The organism is Halorubrum lacusprofundi ATCC 49239 (assembly GCF_000022205.1).
Taxonomy (GTDB): Archaea; Halobacteriota; Halobacteria; order Halobacteriales; family Haloferacaceae; genus Halorubrum; species Halorubrum lacusprofundi.
In genome coordinates this window covers 492297-511777 of sequence record NC_012028.1, presented here as the reverse complement: position 1 = coordinate 511777, position 19481 = coordinate 492297, and the positions used below count along the sequence as shown (strand labels likewise).

The window sequence follows — 19481 nt, the reverse complement described above, 5'->3', positions numbered from 1 at the left end:
AGCGAATTGTCGGCTTCCCAAAACGGATGTCCAACTCACTCCTCAAATAACGGTGAATAAGTGCTACTGAGGGAATACTTGAACGGATATCAAAGTGCCTAATCAGATCCGGTCACACAAACTGTAATGGCTTCCATCTATTGAAATGAGATATGGAACTTTCTATTGTAGATCTCTCTCCAGTTCCCGACGGTGGGACTGCGACTGAGGCCTACTCGAACACGGCCACAGCTGCTCAGCAGGCCGAAAGGCTTGGATACTCCCGATTCTGGGTTGCTGAACACCACGGGATGGCACACTCTCTTGCAGGGACGACTCCTGAGGTACTCCTCGGTCACCTCGCTGCTGAAACGGACTCGATTCGACTGGGATCTGGGGCCGTCCTACTCAACCACTACAGTCCATTCAAAGTCGCAGAGCTCTTCGGAACGTTAGATGGACTCGCACCGGGTCGTATCGACGCTGGACTGGGTCGGGCGAACGGATCACCAGCCGTCGACCGTGCTCTGGGAACGGACCGCCGCGTCGAGAATCCAGACAAGGACCACGCCGAAAAGATTACCGCGGTCATTAATCATCTCTATGAGACCTACCCAGATGAACACGCCTACAGCGAGGTGGAAATCCCATGCTCATCTAAGGAGCGACCAAGGCCATGGACCCTTGGGTCGAGTCCATCGAGTGCAGCACTCGCAGCCGAGCTCGGCGTCCCCTACTGTTTTGCGGCGTTCATTCGGCCACAGTTTGCCACTCGTGCATTCGAAGAGTATCACACGCAGTTCCAGCCATCACAACAGGCTGGAAGGATCGCTGAACCACAGGGGATGGTCGCGGTCAACGCAGTGTGTGCAGAAACAGACGAGAAGGCAGCACGGCTCCGCGCCTCTGCCGAGGCATCGTTCAAGCGTATGCAACGGGGGGTCGTTGGGACTGTTCCGTCGGTCGAAGAGAGTATCGAAGAACTTGGATATGTCCCCGAGCCAACGCCAGCAACGCTTGATCCCAACGAATGGCCCAGAGCAATCTCGGGGAGCCCGGAAACGCTCGCTGGTCTACTTGAGCAACTCACAGACCGAGTGGGTGTCGAGGAAGTCATGATCCAGGATGTCATTGCCGACCACGACGACACGCTTCGATCCCACAAACTCTTGGCGGAGGGTGTCGGGCTCACAGATCGCTGAGGAACTCACAATCAAGAATAAAAATAGCCGCTCTTACCACTACTTCTGCGGTTCAGCGGCGGTGCTATCTCTGTTCATGCTCTATAGATCTGTATGAACGGTATCTCGTTCGGTATACGAACTCCAAAAACCGCCATCCGGCGGTTCCTTGCTCCCCTTCGGGGCGCGTTCACGACGCGCCCCGATGGGTCTACCTGGTCGCGTGCAGCTAACACGTGGAACGTTGCTCCAGCCTACGTTGAAGGTCTGATCCGTCCAGGCAGCCACAAAACTTTTCGAGGAATCGGAAAACGGCTTGCAGTTAACGAACACCGCGTAAGGCGGTTCATTAGCGAAAGTCCATGGGGATATGAGGCCGTCCAAAATCATCTCAATCAACAGATCCCAGAGACGATCGCATCGCCTGCGGCGATGCTGATCGTCGACGATGTTGATATGCTCAAACAAGGTCATCATAGTGTGGGTGTCAACCGTCAGTACGCCGGATCAATCGGGAAGATTGCTTCCTGTCAGGTCGGCGTTGATCTTGTAGCGGCAGTTCCGGGCGAGAGTGGTCTGCACCACGTTTGAATACTTGAGTTCTCGTCCATTGAACGATCGGTCTCCGCTGGCCTGTTACTGACGCCAGACCGTTCAAAGGTTACGCCAACCACTCAGGCCCGGAACGCCGACCAGCTCACGTGGCCGCTTGGATTCGAGTTGTATCTTCCCCGCAAGTGGATTGAAGATGATGAATTTGAAGACCGACGACAGCAGTGTGATGTCGCTGAGAACATTGGTTTCCGAACGAAGCCGGAAATTGCAATTGACCTCGTTTCACGAGCCAGGCAAGCGTCGGTCCCCCACGCCTGCGTGGGGGCCGACTCAGGGTATGGAAAGTATCTCTCGTTCCGTACACAACTCAGAGAATGGAACGAACCCTACATCCTTGGCATCAGACCTAAAACACTACCTGTTATTCCAGAATCAACACCAATAGAGGAGCCTGGACGGGGGTCGGATCGTGGCCGACCCCCGTCCGAACCACGATATCCTGAGGACGTGATTTCCCAGTCCGCTGTAGAGATCTGTGCTGACCTTGATGATGAAGATTGGAGGGAAGTAACGTGGGCAGAAGGAACGAAAGAACCGCTTACTGGGCGGTTCTTTCGCACTCGTGTTCGTGTTGTGAAGAGCGTAGCAAAACGGCGAGTTTCAGACGAAACAGTATGGCTTCTGATTGAGGATGCTGAAGATAAGTTGCGAGCGTGGTTGTGCTGGGGAGTTGACGAGTGGAACTTAGGAGAGTTAGTGAGATATGCCCACCTTCGGTGGGCAATCGAGCGTTTTCACGAAGACACCAAACAGGTACTCGGATTGGATCAATTCGAAGGCCGTACGTGGAAAGGATGGCATCACCACGTGACGATTGTCTTACTCACGCATGCATTCATTGCATCCGAGCGGGCCGCGCGAAGCGCGACCGCTCGGCTCCCTTCGTTTCCCGAAGTTGCTCGAGAACTGGTCTATGAGATGGCTACACAGATTGCAGAACACAAAGGACTGAGACGAGAGAAAGCGAGAAACCTCGGTGCAGCCATGGTGAGGGGGTTGACTGACTGGTGATCAACCGCAGAAGTAGTGATAAGAGCGTACAGCTTTAACCAACAAAGAGAATTCATCGCCTTCTTTGTTGGTAAAGTCTTATCGCTCTTATGTAGAGCTGTGGAAACAGGTCGACCCCTGCTGAGAGATATCTGCGTGGAGTGCGGTGTGAAATCCGATATCGACAGAATCCAATTCCCAGAGAAAACATTCCCAGAGGCACTCTACTGCGATTTTCCACGTTTCTACATAAGAGCGAGATTGAAGCGTCTCGCATCCACCCCTTGCCGTGGAGATCAAGATGAGCCATGCTGTGTGACTATGTCTGTAATTAAGCCGAGTCCCATCCGACTAACCAGCGAATAGAACAAATAGAATGGAAAGAAAGGATAGAACGAATAGAAAGAATAGGTTAAATAGGTTAGATAGATTTGAATTTCATCACCACCAGAATGGTTTTGTAGGCCGTCTGTCTCGGGTATAATAAGAGACATCAATGAAAGGGTTTGACCGAAGTAATCGAAAGAATAGAATGGAAAGAAAGGATAGAACGAATAGAAGGGATAGGTTAGATAGGCCAGATAGTCCCAACTCAATCAGCGAGGTCGACCAATGACTGTCGGCGAACCACGAGCGGTCGCCGTCTCGCTGACGAAAGGCGGCGTCGGAAAGACGGCAGTCGCAATCAATCTCGCCGACCGGCTCCAGCAGCGTGGTCGGACACTCCTCGTCGACATTGATCCAGCAGGTAATGCCACCGAGGGAGTGGGTGAGGCCGATGCCTACGACTTGGAGGACCACATCGGCACATACCTCAAAGAAGCCGCCATGGCTGATGACGACGAAACGGTAGACCCGTCGCTCGACGACATTATCATCGAACGTGAGGGCTTCGACCTCATCCCATCTAGTGCCGATCTCGCAACGTCGGAGTCAATCATTGACGCCGAGAACCGCTTTGCCATCCTCGTCATCAAACAGCAGCTCCTCGATATTGTACTCGGAGACCGCTACGATTACGTCGTCTTCGATACACCCGGCGATTCAGATTCGCTGTTTCGAGAGGCCGCAATCTTCGGAGCGGGTAACGTGATCGTCCCGATGACGCCTGCTGAAGAGTCGGTTCGGGGCTTCGAGACCTTATTAAAAACCGAAATCGTCCCGGCCCGTGACCACACTGATGTCGACATCCTCGCTATTGTCCCGAACATGATGCTGTCGGATAACGAGTCTCAGTGGCTCTGCGACGAACTCAACGAATCGTTTGGCGACCTCTTGCCTCCGTTCGGCCACCCGTCGCTGTTCGACGACGACGAGGAAATTGATCCGGGTATCCGACAACGAATTGCGTTCAAACGTGCGTGGCGTGAGGGCGTCCCACTGGCAGAGTACGACCCAGACAGTGATATGATCGATAGGCTTGACGAACTCGCCGATATCGTCGTCCGAGGTGGGATCAATGGGGAGTGACCGGTTTAGCGAGCTTTCGGATATGGAAGCACAGTCTCGCCAGCAAGATGACGACGACGACCTAGAGCCCGAAACAGAATCAAAATCGGAGCCGACCACGTCCGAACCTGAACCAGAGTCACAGCCTGACGCAACCGGCGATATTCACGAGACGGCGTTCAACTACGATGAAGCCAAGCAGTCGCCGATCTATGCGCGCCCGTCGACGTGGGACGAATACGATGATGCCCTGGAACTAGACATCGAACGGTCGCTCAGGAAGCAAGACGTACGGAATGCCTCGAAGCGAGAGCTGCATGATGCAACCCTTCGGCTGGCCGCCGAGAATCCCGAACTGGTCGCCGAAAAGTTGCTCGAAGCGCGTCGACAGGGGTAAAAAAAGTTTACTGCAATCATAAGACATTCTTACTACACGTTTTGAAACATCGAATCGGTCCTTGATTGCGCGGGCTCGCTGTGGTCCGATGTCGTGGATTCGTCTGAGGTAGTCTTCGGTGGCATATTTGATTTCAGTAATGGTATCGTAGCGTTCGGCAACCGCAAAGCTCAGTTCGGTGCCGATGCCGTCGATCCGTTCGACCGCTGTCGGAATCTTCGTCGCTTTGGGGTCTTCGTGGACATCGACGTGGCGAGGATGATCTGGTTGGTCGCATACAGCCACTCGACGTGGTTAGTCGTCCCTTCAGGTGGTTTGGGGTCCAGTCGGTCGCGGATAGTGTCGACCGCGTAGACGACCGCCATAGCGAGGACCACACCGACCGAAAGCAGGTCGACGGCAATCACTCAGGCTCACTACTCCCGTATCGCGTCGGTTCGTGAATCTCGTGGGCGACGAGCTGTGTCGAACCGCGTTGTAGTCGGCCTCGAACTCCGAAGCTACCTTCTTGAGCGAATGGTTCGCACATAGTCGAAGACTGCCTTTCATTCGATCGTTGTATCAGATTCAATACCCAAATACTCAGAATCGGTATGTTGACTAGTCTGATATTTTACGCACGCATGCGCGTGGACTATTGAGAGCACCCCTTGGGGGTCCAGACTGTCGCAAACACTAAGCAGGAGACGTTCGTGTAAGTTCTGTCCCGAATGGTGAAACTCAGGGGCAAAAGAAAATATCAGGAGACAGACTATGAATAGAATACAACATCTGGTGTCGCAGTATCCCGCAGCCACAATCATCGTAATCGGTTTAGTTGGTGTATTTGTGTGGGCAAAGACAGGCGACCGGTTGAAGGGCCAACCGAGAAACGAAGGCGAGTACGGTGAGAATCGGACGACGCGAGTAAAGCGGGCGACCTTCTATATCGGCGTCATGGCGATGATCGGACTCGCAGTGGCGTTCGACCGAGGGATCGTAGCTCTTGGAGGGCTGTTGTCGGGCGTGTTGTCACCGCTCGTCCCTGAAGACCTCACTCACGTTCTCGGCGTTCTCGCTGGTCTCGATGTGTGAGTACATCTCGGAGGTCGTCTTCGGATCGGCGTGTCGGAGCGTCCGTTGAGCGGCTGCGGCCCCACGTTCCCGATACAGTTTCTCGCCCACTCCACGCCGTGCACCGTGTAGTGTGAGATACTTGTCGTCGCCGTCGACGTCGATATCCCCATCCTCGCAGAGTCGCTTCAACACTGATCGAGCGCCGTTTGTCGAGAGTGCTGGCGGCACAACCCCAAGAGTCCGACAGTGGTCTAGTAGGCTCTGCTCGTCGTTATCAGGCCGTTCGAACCCGTCGGGCAACACACCGTACATTGAGGGCGCGTGTAGCGAGACAAACACCGGCCAGTCGTCCGAAGCTGGGTCGACGGCGCGTTTGAGTTGTTGGAGTGGCCGATGGGTCTGTTCGGGCAGTGGTGCGGGCTCGCGCTGTTGGTTCTTGCCGAGGATTGTGATTTGGTTGTCTTCGATGTTAACGTCGGCCCACCGAAGCCCCACTCGGCGGTCGTCGCGAGAGTCTTTCAGGATCTCGCCACCACGCACGCCCGTAAAGGCTAGGACGTATGCCAGTGCTTTGTCTCGAAGCTCGACGACCGCGCCAGTTCCGCGTTCGTCGATAGCCTTGGAGGCTCGCCGGTCGACGTGATCGAGGAGCTGTCGGCGTTCCTCAGTCGACCAGAACTGTTGGGAGCCACTGACCGTCGACGGCCGTTCGGGGAGCTGGTCTTTGGCTATCGCTTTCTGTGCCGGGTTCTCGCTGATCTTGTCCCACTCTAAGCAGTAGTCAAGGAACGCCGAGACATTATCATAGTACGCCCATGCCGTCGAGATCGTGATGCCAGAGTCGCTGTCAGTGGTGGTCGACTGGCGAGCATCGATCCGTCGTTTGAGGTGAGTGGCGTAGTCGGCCATGACCTTCTTGTCGACGTCGTCGAGTGTCTCGATGCCGCTGGCTCCGGGCCAGTTGGTTCGCCACTGTGTCAACACGTGTTCTAAGTTCGATTTGTAGTTGCCAGACTTGGAGCCACGCTGGAGGAACTCGTCGACGGCGTCTTCGATGGGCTGAACCCCCGGAGAAGCGTCCTGTTGATCGGTGTCCATCTTTCTTGCTTCCCGTACAGCGGCGACCCTAGTAAAACCTGTGTGTATTACTGGACTAATGCACAGTGGCCTAAATTCGGTATTGTGGTTTGGTAGAGTTGGAGTAGAAGGCTTTTAGCGTGCAAATACACCGTTTGAGTGGTTTCAGACGTGTAATATAAAGTTTATATCGCTATATAGAATTCTTATGCTGACGATCCAGACCTTCGCAGTATTGGTTTCTACAAATTAGACGCTGAGTGACAGTTCCAGTCTGTCGTCCACTCACCGAGCAGTTGCAGGGAAAATCACAGGGATCGCCTCGCGAGCGTCATACCGTATAGGAAGATTGTGAGAAGTGCCAGGCTCCAGTACTCGCCCTCGAGAGTCTCCAATCTCACCACCAACGGTGCGCTCAAGCAGGCAACCAATATCAGGGCGGAGGTGATCGCGGCCGCTTCACGCTCCAAGAAGTGGTCAAACAGGAACATCACGGGAACAGGCACCAGCAGGAGGGCACCTGAAGGAGAGACGACCGCAACAGCGAGGAGCAGCAGAGCCATTGAGAGAACGAATGTTGTGAAGTCGTCTTCGATACTCCGCTCAGATGGCGTCAAGAAGCCAGCGAGGGGGAGAACTTCGAGCCAGCGGAATCCCTGAACCAGTACAAGGGAGTAGCCCAGAAATAGTACCAGAAGTGCCAAGAACGTCCATATGGAGGGAGCAGACCACACGGCCACGATGACCGGCCCGTACTGCTCTAGTGCCGAAGAGGGGTATTGCGTCAGGATCCATCCGACGGTCGGGAGAAGCAGATTGAGTGGTCGGGGGCGGTGAGGAGCGTTCTTTTGGGTCGCATATTCGAACCGGCTGGCCCGCCAGTGGTCGACCGAGTACGGAGCTCTCTGGAGAAGAGCAAACCAGTAGTAGAAGATGACCACCTGAAACGCCATCCCGAAAATGTAGCTCAGATTCAAGACGAGCGCGCGCGGAGAGAGACTGAACCCGCTGCGCACCAGGATCGGCAGCACGAAGGAGAGAATCACCGAGGTAGTAGACAGCAGCCCTGCGTAGACGATGCCCGCAGTCAGAACGCCGGTTGGCGTCTCGCTCAACCGCATGGTTGCGCGGTACAGGCGTTCCTCAGGGTCAACCTGACTAGCATCGGGGATGCGAGCCTTAGCGAGTAGCCACCGGGCGCCGTAATAGAGCCCGAACAGTCCGAGAAGGATCTGTGGGAGGTAAGAGAATGCGGACAAGACGCCTGCTCCGATCCCCAGGAGAGCGACCGTGTTTGTGTAGTCCAACCCGTCCGCGAGGCTTGACCGCCAGTTTCCACCGGAAGTTATCTGAGCGAAGCCAACCGAGACTGCCAGAGCAACTGAAAGAGCGAGGTACAGGCCGATCAGAGTCCCCCAGAGGCGATAATACAGGACGACACCGAGCGAGAGCAACAGGAGGTAGGCTTGCTCTATATTCGACCGGTCGGGCTTGACATCCGGGATAGCCAGACCCAGCAGGACCACTAGAAGTAGCCCCTTCAGAAGGCTCACCTGAACATTGAACACCGGCACGACACCCGCGGAAGAGATGGCAGAAATGATGGGCAGGAAGTACGATAGGCTGTTGTACACGGTGAGCAGCAGGTCGAACGAAAAGAAGGCTAAGATGAGGCCTTGAATGCTCCGCTGGAGTCCCGCTTCGGAGTAGCTTCCCCTCGAACTCATCGGGAAACCCATCAGTTGTCGTCAAAACATATCAGCGCAGATGCCTAAACTCCTCGCCCGACCAGCTTGAAGACTCCGAGCGAATAGGGAAGGAGACATCACACGGTCACAATCAGAGCTTCTTCTCGGTGACGTCAACTCCCCGTCGGCGTTGAGGACGACGGAGAGCCCGCTGACGCGGTGCAGGTCGTACAGCACCTCCTTATCGGTCAACTGGTCGACCTCGTCGAGGACAGGCCGGAGGTGCTGGTGAGGGTGGTCGACTAGCGACGCGAGCTCGATGAGGGGTTCAAAATCCACGCCACTACCAGAATTAAAATAGCCGGGATAGCGAGCCATGTTGGAATGATACTGAACGTTCCCCACCACGAAATCCCCATCTCTTGTCGTACGCCCGAAAATTCGAGGACCAGTATTGAGACGATGAGGCAAATCACGAATAAAATGATGTTTGTTCTGAAATTACCCATACCAACACGTCCTGTCGAAGACACATTATTATATGGCCATTGAAGTAGGTGTGATCTCATGGATTCTTTCTTTCATTGAAACGGAGTCTCCGAGCCAGTTGCTAGCAAAGCACGCGTGTCGAACTCAGCGAAAAATCAGTTTTTGTTCATGCGCGAAAGCAGGTTCTCAGTCCTATCTTTGGCTTCTTCGGGAGAGACACCTTCATCAACGAAGCGCTCGATGATTCGGGCTCGTATCTGGCCTTGATCCAGCGTATCACGGGGCTCGATGTACCCGTTCTCTTCGAGATACGTCTCCAATTCATTCGCTTTCCCGCTACGGAAGCGGTTCACTTCGCCATTATGCAGGGCTTCAACGATTTTTCTCCCATCCCCGTTGACCGATTCGGCAAGGGCAGTGACCTCGTCGATGAAATTACTACTTACAGCGCCAGAAGCTTCGAGAACCTCCCGATCAACGGGCTCACCACGACCCACCTTCCAGGCGGCGACGAACTCATTCAGCGCTGCAGAATTCTCTTCGGCAACCGTTACCTGGTCGGACTCAACTGAGGAGAGGTCTCCGTTGCCCCACTGGAGCAGGTTATTCATCTGTCCCCAGTGTTCGATCCCGAGCTCCAAGAGTTGATGGAGGGTTTCGACATCGTCGACCACGTACCACAGGTGCGCCGTCCCGACCCCACGGTGCGGATTGAACGAGTCTACCTTGAGCTCGTCCCCATACGAGGAATGGTCGTGACTGTCGGGGCTGGGGGCCTGCGGAGTGTGTGATTCGACAGAGTCTGTATCGGGAATATGGACGGTGTCGTCAACATCACGAACCGTTGCGAGGTCGACGATTTCGTGGTCGACACCGTTTGTACTCTCCAGTGCAGCAGTCCACTTTGCCACTTCGTCGCCCTGTGCAGTGAAATAGAAAACCTGCCGACCGTTTCGAGCGAGTTCGATCATTGACTCGATAATCCTCTTCGCTCTTCGGTCGTCGGTGTTGGCGAGCGTCTCGTCGAGGAGAAGTGGAATCTGAACTCCCTGTTCCTGCTGTTCGACGAAGGCGATTCGTACAGCGAGCAGGACTTGGACCCGAGTGCCGCTCGAAAGCTCGTCAAGTGCGAGCCCCTTCTTTTTGGTTTCGTCGAACACACGGAATTCGGCTTCGGCCTCATCGAAGTCCAATCGATACCGGCCGCGAGTGATCGTCGTCAGGATTTCACGAGCACGCTCGAAAACGTCCGGTCGACTAGTCTCCATCGTCGCCTCCTGAACATGATCCACCAGTACGTCGCCGACCATCGCAGCACAGTCGTCCTCAAGTTGGTCTTTCAGATCATCGAGCGCCCGATCACGCTCCGCAAGCGCATTTTCAACTTGGTCGTCGGATTTTGCCTGCCTGATTTCTGCCTTGATATCGGCAAGCCGTGACTGCAGGTCGTCGAAATCCTCAGCAATTCGTTCCGCCTCACGGAGGTCTTCTCTGAGGTCAGCAATCTCTTGCTTCTTGAGGTCCGGTTCGAAGCCCGGGTAGCTTTCGAGTTCTTCGGCTTCCGTGTTCGCCCGGATGTTGGCTTCTCGTACGTCCTCCGCAGCCGATTCGTATGCTTCGACCTGCTCACAGAGTCCCTCCAACCTATCGTGGTCATCGGAGTCGAGATCCAGATCCGCAAAGATTTCGTCGCGTTCGTCCGCCAGCGCACCTATTTTCTCGGTCGCTTCCTGAATCGTCTCGGTAGCTTGGTCGAGGTCCCGCTGTGCGGCTTCGCGCTGCTGTTCGCGGTTCTCGAGGTTTCGGATTGCTTCGGTCGCCTCACCAGACCTCTCGACATCGTCGTAGCCGTAGGGATCGAGTTTCGCTTGGAGTTCTTCGCGGGCGGTCTTGATTTGGTCGTCGACGGTTTCGATGCTCTCTTGAATCCCCTCAATTTCGTCGTGGGCTTCCTGCCAGTCGAGCACTCGCTTGGAGATCACGGCGAGTTCGACATCAGACGCATCTGGCGCGGCGCCCAACTGGTCTTGGAGTTTGGCACGCGTTTCCTCCAGATCCTGCTCTTTCTGTTCGAGCGTGTCTGAATCCGTCGCTAGGCTATCGCGCCATTCGGACCGTCGCTCGGCCAGTTTGTGCGCTGCGATTGCGTCGTACAGTCCGATCAGACGAGACCGAACCTCGTCTTCGGTCCACCTCGCCGGCGGGTTCAGACCGGTTTTCTCGAACGACTTGCGATGCGAGTCCCGTGAATTACCTCCGTCTTTGGACTGTGAGCGAGCGCGCAGCCCATACCAGAAGATACCAGCAGCGACGAGCAGGATGGAGAATAGCAGTGGATGCACCAGTAGACCCAGCGCGATGCCCGTCGAGGCGAGAGAAACGGCCGAGAACACAGCGATTCGGAATGCCTCTGAACCGTCGTTCGACTCCGTAGAAACGGACGCAGCCAGCCACTCCTCCAGCGACTGACTCGCGCGTTGGAGCGTGGGTAAATCGGACTCAGGGTGCTCACCGTCCTCCAGTAGTCGCTGGACGGCCTCCCGGGTTTCACGCTCGGACTGGAGTTCCTCGGCCTCTCGTGCGAACTTCGAGACGTTCTTCCACGTGACGGGTTCCAAGTCCACGAGGTCCCCGGTGTCGACATCTAGGGGAATGTCATCTCGGGCAGTTTCTCGCTGCCGTTGGGCGTCAGCCAAGTCTCCCTGGAGATCGCGCTTCCTGTCCTCCGCAGAATCAAGGTCATCGCGAAGCTCTTTCAGATGGTCGATACGGCCTGTCGGGAGCCCCTCTTCAGGAAGGTCGGCCTCATCAAGCCGTTCTTGAGCGTCCGTTTCCGTTTCCCCGGCCTCGTCTTTTTTCTCGGTCCACTCGTCGATGTCATCTTCGAGGGATCGAACACGCTCGATTTCGTCTCCGTCGACCTGGTCTAAGATATCGGGGAACTCGTCGAGCCTCGATTCAGCCTGCTCCAGCTGGTTTCTCGCCTGTGCGTAGTCGATCGCCTGCTCGAGCAGTTCGGATCGCTCTTGTGCTTGACGCGCTGCCTCCAGTTCACCACGTAACCGTGAGAGTTCGTTCTGCTCTTGACGTAGTTCGGAAACGTCGGTCCGCGCCTCACGTAACTCCTGAATCGCTCCCTTGGCTTTCTGGACGACATTCCTGTTTGCCCGACTCGGGGAATCCGAATACCCGAGCTCGTCGTATGCTGTAGAAAGATCGTAGCCACCAGCTGATTCTCGCTCGATTATCTCGACGAAAGATTCGTTGTTGTTGTCTCGCTGGAGTAGGTCGTGGAGGGAGAGACGGTAACGGTCGCGTTGATCGGCTGGAGGAAGGCTCGGACCGTTCGCCTCTTGACCGTCACGTTGGTAACTCGTGCGGCCATTGTCGACTTCGACTCGCCAGTCTTCACCGTTCAGTGAGAGCTGCCCCACGAGGGATGCACGCTCGTCGGCGATCTCGGGCCAGCAAAGCCATTCAAGCGACTCAGCGAGCGTCGTCTTTCCTGCCGCGTTCGGTCCATGAACGACATTGATACCGGAGCACAAGTCGTCGACAGAGAAGCCGCCAGTTTCGAACCCAGGAGCTTGGATGATCTGGATTTCCTCGAAGCAGATCGGGTCCCTGATCATGCGTTACCTCCCTTTTGGCTGAGTAGGGTATCGAGCAGTACCCGTGCCTGCTGTTCGAGATGTTCGATAGCGTCATTGTCGTCCGGATCCCTGAGTTCGGTTTCGCGTCGGAGCGGATTGTACGCATTCGCACTATGAGCCTGCCGCACCGCTGCTAACGAGTCATCGACCATGTTGCCGTAGGATTCGCGAGTATCACCGTTCTCGATTTCGAGTAGGAGGTCAGCGAGGTACGCAGCTGCATTGTCTCCTTCTGCAAGGTCTTCAAGATCGATTGCCGGACGGGTGTCGACGTCAATCGATTCGATTCGGACCGAAACCGATCTTTCCCGGAATCCGAGGTCACGCTCCATCGACCGATGCCGATCGACAAGCGCTGAGTGGGCATCCGTCCGACCGGTAAGATGAACCCGAACTAGACTGAGTTCCAACGATCTCGTGTCGAGTTCGGATCGAACGTGTTCCTTGATTTCCTCTGAAATTACGGAGGTTGCTTCTTGCGGGTCTTCTACCCCGGACACGTCGACCGAAACTTGGTCGTAGCGAACGGATGCCAGAAGGATCTGTTCAGCACGTACCTCTCCGTTTTTGGGTATCGTAATCGTCCACGGGCCGTGGGCCTGCTGTTCACCCGGATCGAGCGGTTGTGGCGATCCAGAGTACAAAGCCAGTGGACGCGAGTCGATCTGGATCCCCGGACTGTGAATATGACCGAGTAGCCAGGCATCTGCTGGGGTATCGCGGAGCTCGCTGGACAGAACCGGTGCGTATCGGCTTCCTCGTGAGTCGAGGTCGGCGTGAAGCACTCCGATCTGAGGCGCGTCATCGGTCTCCGGAAGATCGTACTCCTCGAGCGGAGACTCGTAGACGTGTTCGGCCGAAAACGACCAGCCATCGAAATGGGCTACCGGCTCGCCGTCCTGTTCGAGCGTCCAGCGTTCCCACTGACCCTCTCTCCCGAGGAATTGGAGCGTGTCGGAATCGAGGTTATCAACCATTTCAGGAAGGGCATCGAAGTCGTGATTCCCGGCAACCACGACGACTGGAATCCCTGCTTCGTCGAGTTGGGCAATTCCGTCTTCGAACGCTCCGTACGCCTCGAAATAGCGATTCTCCTGATCAACAATATCACCTGCAATCACGACCGTGTCAACATCCTGGTCGATTGCCTCTTGGACCGTCGACAGCCAGACAGCTTTCGGCGACAGCTCGGGACCATCCAGATCATCCGGGATCCGACTCGGGTGACGGCCGAGGTGAAGATCTCCCGTGTAAAGTAGTTCCAGAGCGTCCTCCATCATTGTGACTAACCAGTGAGCTAGAAGCACATATCACTGATAAATAAACTCTGTCAATTCGCATCAAAATGCCATAAAAAAGAGGTCCTAACCTATTCGACAACTGATTGTCTATCCAATATTTTGAAAGTCTATATTTTATCGAATATTTCCGTGTGTGGTGGTGGTTTGCACCCTAATGACGAAGTCACCGAAGATACTGATTCTCAACGAGGTTCTGAGGGATTCCTTGATCGTATTCGTTCCTTGCTGGACTGAAAACACGCTTTATGAATTACCCGGAAGCCAGTTCACGAGCACGTTCAAGTCGGTCAACGAGTTCGTCTTTCGGCGTCCCTCCTAATTCATTCATCGTTTCCACATACCGCTCTAATATGTCGACCTCATCACCAAAGTGGTCGTCCTTCCGATAGACGATTGCCAAGTGCTTGTAGTACCACGGTGCCACAATAGCGTGGCTGTCGAGTGCGTATTCCCGCTGTGCTTGGTTCTCAGTAAAATCGATACACCACAAGAGCAACTCCTCGGCTTCCTCGTGGCGACGTTCGCGTTTCAGCTGTTTTATATCCTCAACAGCACCAGTGTAGTGATCGTACGGGTACTCGTCTGCTCGTTCAAAGTCCGGATGATGGTTCTCACGTGCTCGCTCACTCTTTTGATCTCCAACTCTACGAGCAGAATCCTTCTCATTTCCAAATATCTTCTTGATTAGTGTTCTGAACATGGGATTCTTATGAGATTGAGGCAGGCGGTCGCTGTTCTTCGACAGGGGTCACTTCGCTACCCGTCTCTGGGAGATGTTCGTTGAGGTCATCCTCCTCCTGATCACCGAGCAGATGCTCGATGACGTCTGCAGCTGCAGGAGAGTACAGCGGGCGGTTGTCGTTTCCGCAGCGGTCGTCCATCGTACAGGCGGGACACCCTTCGTCACGGCCACACGAACAATCCACGATGAGGTCGTGGGCACGCCGGGCGACGTCTTCGAAGTGTTCGTAAATCGAGCGTGAGAACCCGAGACCACCCTCGATACCGTCGTAGATGAACCATCCACTCTTGTCGGGATTGCCAGGAAGCCGATTCGTTGCGAGGCCACCGATGTCACCGCCATCGACTTTCAGCTCAAGTGGCGATACGGCGATCATCGCGTGTTCGACGGCGTGAATCCCACCGAGGTACCCGTGAAGCCGCGGTGGGAGGTTGATACATTCTGGATTGTGGTACTCCGAGTGCTTGTTGAGCATCGCCCGTTCGATGTCGTTGGGAGTCTCGGCCCAACACAGCTGGGTTCGCATTTCTAACGGGGGCACACCAGTTTCATTGCCCAACTCAAGCACGTCCCCGCTTCCGATTTCTCGCTTGAGGTACGTGCTATAGTGGATAGATACCGTTCCATACCCCCAGTTGAGGGTGAACGGCCCGACCTCGCGTGAGTCCTCGACGACCGTGTCGTAAATGTTGACTTGGCCTTGGGACTGAGTGTAATAGCTCACATTCGCTTTCTCGAGCGAGATGTACGGCTGTGGGATGTCCTCTCGGAGTTCGACGACCTGATACTGCTCGCCCTGGTGGAGAACAGTTGCTCCTTCGTGGTAGTCTCTGTAGGCCCGGTCACGGCCGATCGGTTGGTGATCAATCGATCCATCGCCAGCTAGTCGAACGTCGAAGGTGTTTCCGCCGGAGGAGTATAGGCTGATCGCATCCTGTGGGCGGTCGCGATGGGCGTACATCACGCCGCTATCGAGGGATCCTTCGAGGTCGCCCTTACGTCGGCCGTACTCCACGGCACGTTCCAGTCGTTCCTCGCCTCCGAAATCCTCTGCATCATCGCGTGTGAGGGGGAGTTCCTGCGCGGCGCAGTTGAGTTGCTGGAGGTACACGGGATTGTTGTCGAGGTCGACTACGGCGCTCTCGTGATCTTCTTCGAGGACATACTCCGGGTGCCGGAGAATGTACTGGTCGAGCGTGGAGTGGCTCGGGACGAACACAGAGAGCGCATCTCGCGTTCCTCTGCCCGATCGACCGATTCGTTGCCAGAACGACTGGCGCGACCCCGGATAGCCCATGAGGACGGTCCCATCGACGCCGCCGATATTGATACCGACTTCCAGGGCACTCGTCGTCGAGACGCCGTCAAGTTGTCCTTCTTTGAGTTGGTACTCCGTCCCTCGACGGGACTGTTTGCCGTGTCCGGCATGGTAGGATGCGAGGTCCGGTCTTCCCTGATATCGGTTCTTTGGGTCGCTGATGAACCGCTTCGCACGGTTGACAGACAACTCGGTGAGCTTCCGCGAGTCACAGAACAGGAGCGACTGGACGTTCTTCTGGCACATATGCGCCCACACTTCCGGGGCTTCGACCGTCGCAGGACGCTTCGAAAGCGCCGGAGAGTCGATGTCGTCAGTGAAACCGTCGTCACCACTCATCGGGGGGTCCCAGAACACGAGGTGACGGATGCCTCGCGGTGATCCGTCTTCGTCGACGACTGCCGCGGGCTCACCAGTGAGTGCGAGAGCGTGTTCTGTGGGATTGCCAATCGTCGCCGTCGTGAGAACGTACTGCGGATCGCCGCCGTAGTAATCGATGATCCGCTGGGCGCGTCGGAGGATCCAGGCGACGTGCATCCCGCCGAGGCCAGTCCACATGTGGGCTTCGTCGATAACCACTAGCGAGCAGTTCGAATGGAAGTCTGCCCACAGGTGGTGACTCTCCAGATACTGATTCAGACCGACGAAGTTCGTGATTACGACGTTGCACTCATCGCGGATGCGAGACTTTTCCTCGCTCTTCGTGTCACCATCGTAGACGCCGACACTGATATCCAGTCCAAGCGTGTTACGAAGGAACTCGTTGAGTTCTTGCTCTTGGTCGCGACTGAGCGCCTTTGTCGGATAGACAATAAGCGACCGCGTCTCCGGATCCTCAAGGTATTGACGAGCGATGTGAAGACCGTAGACCAGCGTCTTCCCCGAGGATGTACTAGTCGCCACACACACGTTGTCACCGCGGTCGAGCACCTGGAGAGCCTCTGCTTGGTGGCTCCACGGGTTGAATTCGAGGTTTTGAGCGATCTTGGGCGGAAGCACGTCCCCTGCTGGAACAGTCTGTTCCTCACGAGCGGGAATCTCGAAGTTTTCGTGAACCTGCCCGAAGTAGCGGTTATTCGGGTAGGTACTCTCGAGATCCTCGCCGGTGAGTTGGAGGATGTCCGTCTCGATATCGATATCACCGTTGTTGCTGTTGTCCTTCGGATTGGTCGTAAGGTCTGTCTGGCTGTGGTCGGTATCGTGGTCGTCGTGCATTGTTAGAAGTCCATGAGTCCGGTCTGCGTGGTGTTTTCATCAGCAGGAACGCTGGCACGCTTGTGGCCGGGCGTCGCCTCAGCAATCGATTCGTAGACTGCAGCCAGCTCACGGACGTCTGCCTCACAGTATGCCCGAGCGGCCTCCCAGTCTAGGTCTCGAGCGCGCTCTGGAGACACGAGAAGCCGTTGGATGGTCTTCGCCAGTGATTTCCCATCCACGGCGGCAGCAGCCGAGTCGCGCCCATGCCCGAGAGCCTCAGCGACATCTTCAACCCGGTTCGTCCGACCGGGGAGGATGGCGTTGTCTTTTCGCACAGCCCAATCGAACAGGTCGTACTCGAATACGGAGTTCGACCAGTAGTCTGCGTACTCCGGTGCGTGTCCTCGGATGAATCGGCTGAGGTGTTTGAAGTCGAAGTTGTGGCCGTTCCACGCGATGAGGGACGTGCGATCGTACTTGCTGGCTAGCCACGCAACAAACTCTCGGGTGGCTTTGCCTGGGTTTTCTCGCGACGGTTCTGTATCGATGAAGTCGACGTACTCGTCTGTTTCAGGGTCATAGACGCCGATGAGCCAGATGATACTCGGATTAAGGCCGTCGGTCTCGATATCGATGAACAGCGGACTATACTCTGCTGCCGGGACAGTTTCGTCCGTGAGACGGATGACGCATCCCTCGGATAATGCGTGGGCGCTCTGGCGGATGCTCTGAGCTTTCGACTCACCGATACCTTGCACCTCACGAAGCTCTTGTTCCGTCGCGGCTGCGACGTCGTCACGCGTCTCGTACCCATTTCGAGCGAGCTTTGGGGCGGTTCCCTTGCCCACACCCGAAAGAGATTGCAGACCGAATTTATCCGCCGGTGTCGTGGACACAGCGATGCGGCCACCCGAATCAAGCGAAATGCAGGCGAGTTCGGGTGCCCCTTGCCGGCGGGTTGGAGCAAGTCCGCGGATGGGGAGGCGAACGCTCTCGTCGTCGACGTCGGCCTTCCATACGAAATCGTAACTGGCCTCCATGGCCCCGGTGAGGAACGTTACTTCTCGGTCGGTTCGATTCTGGAAGCGAGCGAGGTGGTCGAGACCATCGAGTGAGACATCTAATGTGACCGAGTCGGCGCTTGTCTGAATCTCATCACAGATGACGTAGTTGACATCCTCTGGAATCTCTCGCCCGCTGGCGGTGGAGGCCCCACCTATGAAGTCGAGCGAGCTGACAATAGACACGGTGACCCCGTCAACAGTCTCGGTGTGAACCGCGCTACTTCGAGTGTATACTACTGAACAAGAAGCAGTACGCTCGACTGTGCTCACGATTCGCATGTCCAGTTTTTCTTCAATAATATAGATGAGATCTGCTTCGAAGTAGTCGACCAGATCAGTGATGGTAGTCGTCGACGCTTCAGCCAGCGCATCACATCGGAGAGTAAGTAGACGTACACCAAGATCAACAGACATGTATTATTGGCGAATATTTTCTGATATCGGTTGATTATTGACCGAGTTTTTCTCATCCAAAATACTAATCATAGATACACTATTGAATGCAGGTATCTTATACTTTTTAATCAGAATTTTTTCATCATCTATTTAGATTCAGGTGTTTTGAAACAGATATTAAATTGGCAACAATCCAATACCGATGTAAACACGCTCGTAGGTAGTGTGGACTGCACTTCATTGGAATACTGTCTCAGAATCACATTTCAAAATTACACTTAAATTGATATTATTTTGGATTAAATAAAGTGCTAACTGACTACAATCCACCGTTTTAACCGCTGAAAATGGCGTTCAGTAGATGGACGGTGGCTACAGCAAGATATTTGCACTTCGGCCTACAATTTCGTCTTAACGATGAGCATCTGGCGAACGAGGCGGCGGCACGAAGAAAACCGCCGCTTCAATGAGCAGGCTGACGCCGCGCTCTTAGCCATTGGCGTGCTTAGAAACCGTGACGACGGACTCGAAATGTCCTACCAAGACGACACGCTCCGGTCTCAACTGAGTGAGGGTAAGAAACTCCTTTCGAAGCTACGTCGAGGGCTGACATCGCCGGAAGAAGTAGACGATTACACATACGCATTATCACAGCAACTCTGCGACAACTGGCGACAGGTTTCGAACGAAGCTGTGACAAGGTTAGAGGAAGATATTGAATCACTGGAGCAGGCTGAAGAGAATCTTGATGCAGTACAGGGTATTCAACGCGCGGAGACAACTCTCACTGACATCGAAGAACTCGCCGGAAAAGTATCTAAATCTGAGGCAGAGCGACTAAGGAGTAAGCTTGTCGGTTAAGCTCACATATCATCGTCGTGAAAGAATT

12 protein-coding genes and 1 pseudogene are annotated in these 19481 nt (G+C 55.1%); 5 read left to right on the top strand and 8 right to left on the bottom strand.

Annotation, left to right across the window (positions count from 1 at the left end; all coding sequences use genetic code 11):
* Positions 1–152: 152 nt before the first annotated feature.
* From HLAC_RS15855 to HLAC_RS19655, 4 genes and pseudogenes are all read left to right on the top strand, one after another.
* A complete protein-coding gene (locus HLAC_RS15855) occupies positions 153–1181 on the top strand; it encodes an LLM class flavin-dependent oxidoreductase (protein ID WP_015911617.1) in 1029 nt (342 codons plus the stop codon).
* Positions 1182–1274: 93 nt separating this feature from the next.
* Positions 1275–2786 (top strand): annotated as a pseudogene (locus HLAC_RS19660) (IS701 family transposase).
* Between the two features lie 591 nt (positions 2787–3377).
* Positions 3378–4235, top strand: a complete 858-nt coding sequence (locus tag HLAC_RS15850) for a ParA family protein (protein WP_015911616.1) — start codon at positions 3378–3380, stop codon at positions 4233–4235.
* Positions 4236–4257: 22 nt separating this feature from the next.
* A complete protein-coding gene (locus HLAC_RS19655; RefSeq protein ID WP_241211150.1) occupies positions 4258–4611 on the top strand; it encodes a DUF7970 domain-containing protein in 354 nt (117 codons plus the stop codon).
* A gap of 170 nt (positions 4612–4781) precedes the next feature.
* On the opposite strand, the gene HLAC_RS19360 is transcribed toward HLAC_RS19655, so the two are convergent.
* The 8 genes from HLAC_RS19360 to HLAC_RS15800 form a co-directional block, all read right to left on the bottom strand.
* Positions 4782–5018 (bottom strand): hypothetical protein, encoded by a 237-nt coding sequence (locus tag HLAC_RS19360; protein WP_049933872.1) that lies wholly within the window; start codon positions 5016–5018, stop codon positions 4782–4784.
* A gap of 604 nt (positions 5019–5622) precedes the next feature.
* Complete coding sequence (locus HLAC_RS15835; RefSeq protein ID WP_015911613.1) at positions 5623–6765, bottom strand: tyrosine-type recombinase/integrase; 1143 nt, start codon at positions 6763–6765, stop codon at positions 5623–5625.
* A 287-nt stretch (positions 6766–7052) separates the two neighbouring features.
* Positions 7053–8483: a hypothetical protein gene (locus HLAC_RS15830; protein WP_015911612.1), complete on the bottom strand. Its 1431-nt coding sequence runs from the start codon at positions 8481–8483 to the stop codon at positions 7053–7055.
* Between the two features lie 593 nt (positions 8484–9076).
* Positions 9077–12553: an AAA family ATPase gene (locus HLAC_RS15820; protein WP_015911611.1), complete on the bottom strand. Its 3477-nt coding sequence runs from the start codon at positions 12551–12553 to the stop codon at positions 9077–9079.
* Complete coding sequence (locus HLAC_RS15815) at positions 12550–13854, bottom strand: metallophosphoesterase family protein (protein ID WP_015911610.1); 1305 nt, start codon at positions 13852–13854, stop codon at positions 12550–12552. The genes HLAC_RS15820 and HLAC_RS15815 overlap by 4 nt, the downstream gene beginning before the upstream one ends.
* Before the next feature lie 271 nt (positions 13855–14125).
* Positions 14126–14575 (bottom strand): hypothetical protein, encoded by a 450-nt coding sequence (locus HLAC_RS18170; RefSeq protein WP_015911609.1) that lies wholly within the window; start codon positions 14573–14575, stop codon positions 14126–14128.
* A gap of 7 nt (positions 14576–14582) precedes the next feature.
* Entirely contained in the window at positions 14583–17150 is a 2568-nt protein-coding gene (locus tag HLAC_RS15805; RefSeq protein WP_015911608.1) for a DEAD/DEAH box helicase, read from the bottom strand.
* A 2-nt stretch (positions 17151–17152) separates the two neighbouring features.
* Positions 17153–18610: a ribonuclease H-like domain-containing protein gene (locus HLAC_RS15800; protein ID WP_015911607.1), complete on the bottom strand. Its 1458-nt coding sequence runs from the start codon at positions 18608–18610 to the stop codon at positions 17153–17155.
* Positions 18611–19009: 399 nt separating this feature from the next.
* On the opposite strand from HLAC_RS15800, the gene HLAC_RS15795 reads away from it, so the two are divergent.
* Complete coding sequence (locus HLAC_RS15795; RefSeq protein WP_015911606.1) at positions 19010–19453, top strand: hypothetical protein; 444 nt, start codon at positions 19010–19012, stop codon at positions 19451–19453.
* Positions 19454–19481: the final 28 nt, after the last annotated feature.

What these genes read in the sequence shown, in the direction of transcription:
- HLAC_RS19655 (WP_241211150.1), top strand. Translation starts at nt 4,258, where the DNA reads ATGGAAGCACAGTCTCGCCAGCAAGATGACGACGACGACCTAGAGCCC.
- HLAC_RS18170 (WP_015911609.1), bottom strand. Translation starts at nt 14,575, where the DNA reads ATGTTCAGAACACTAATCAAGAAGATATTTGGAAATGAGAAGGATTCT.
- HLAC_RS15850 (WP_015911616.1), top strand. Translation starts at nt 3,378, where the DNA reads ATGACTGTCGGCGAACCACGAGCGGTCGCCGTCTCGCTGACGAAAGGC.
- HLAC_RS15855 (WP_015911617.1), top strand. Translation starts at nt 153, where the DNA reads ATGGAACTTTCTATTGTAGATCTCTCTCCAGTTCCCGACGGTGGGACT.
- HLAC_RS15835 (WP_015911613.1), bottom strand. Translation starts at nt 6,765, where the DNA reads ATGGACACCGATCAACAGGACGCTTCTCCGGGGGTTCAGCCCATCGAA.
- HLAC_RS15805 (WP_015911608.1), bottom strand. Translation starts at nt 17,150, where the DNA reads ATGCACGACGACCACGATACCGACCACAGCCAGACAGACCTTACGACC.
- HLAC_RS15820 (WP_015911611.1), bottom strand. Translation starts at nt 12,553, where the DNA reads ATGATCAGGGACCCGATCTGCTTCGAGGAAATCCAGATCATCCAAGCT.
- HLAC_RS15815 (WP_015911610.1), bottom strand. Translation starts at nt 13,854, where the DNA reads ATGATGGAGGACGCTCTGGAACTACTTTACACGGGAGATCTTCACCTC.
- HLAC_RS15800 (WP_015911607.1), bottom strand. Translation starts at nt 18,610, where the DNA reads ATGTCTGTTGATCTTGGTGTACGTCTACTTACTCTCCGATGTGATGCG.
- HLAC_RS15830 (WP_015911612.1), bottom strand. Translation starts at nt 8,483, where the DNA reads ATGGGTTTCCCGATGAGTTCGAGGGGAAGCTACTCCGAAGCGGGACTC.
- HLAC_RS15795 (WP_015911606.1), top strand. Translation starts at nt 19,010, where the DNA reads ATGAGCATCTGGCGAACGAGGCGGCGGCACGAAGAAAACCGCCGCTTC.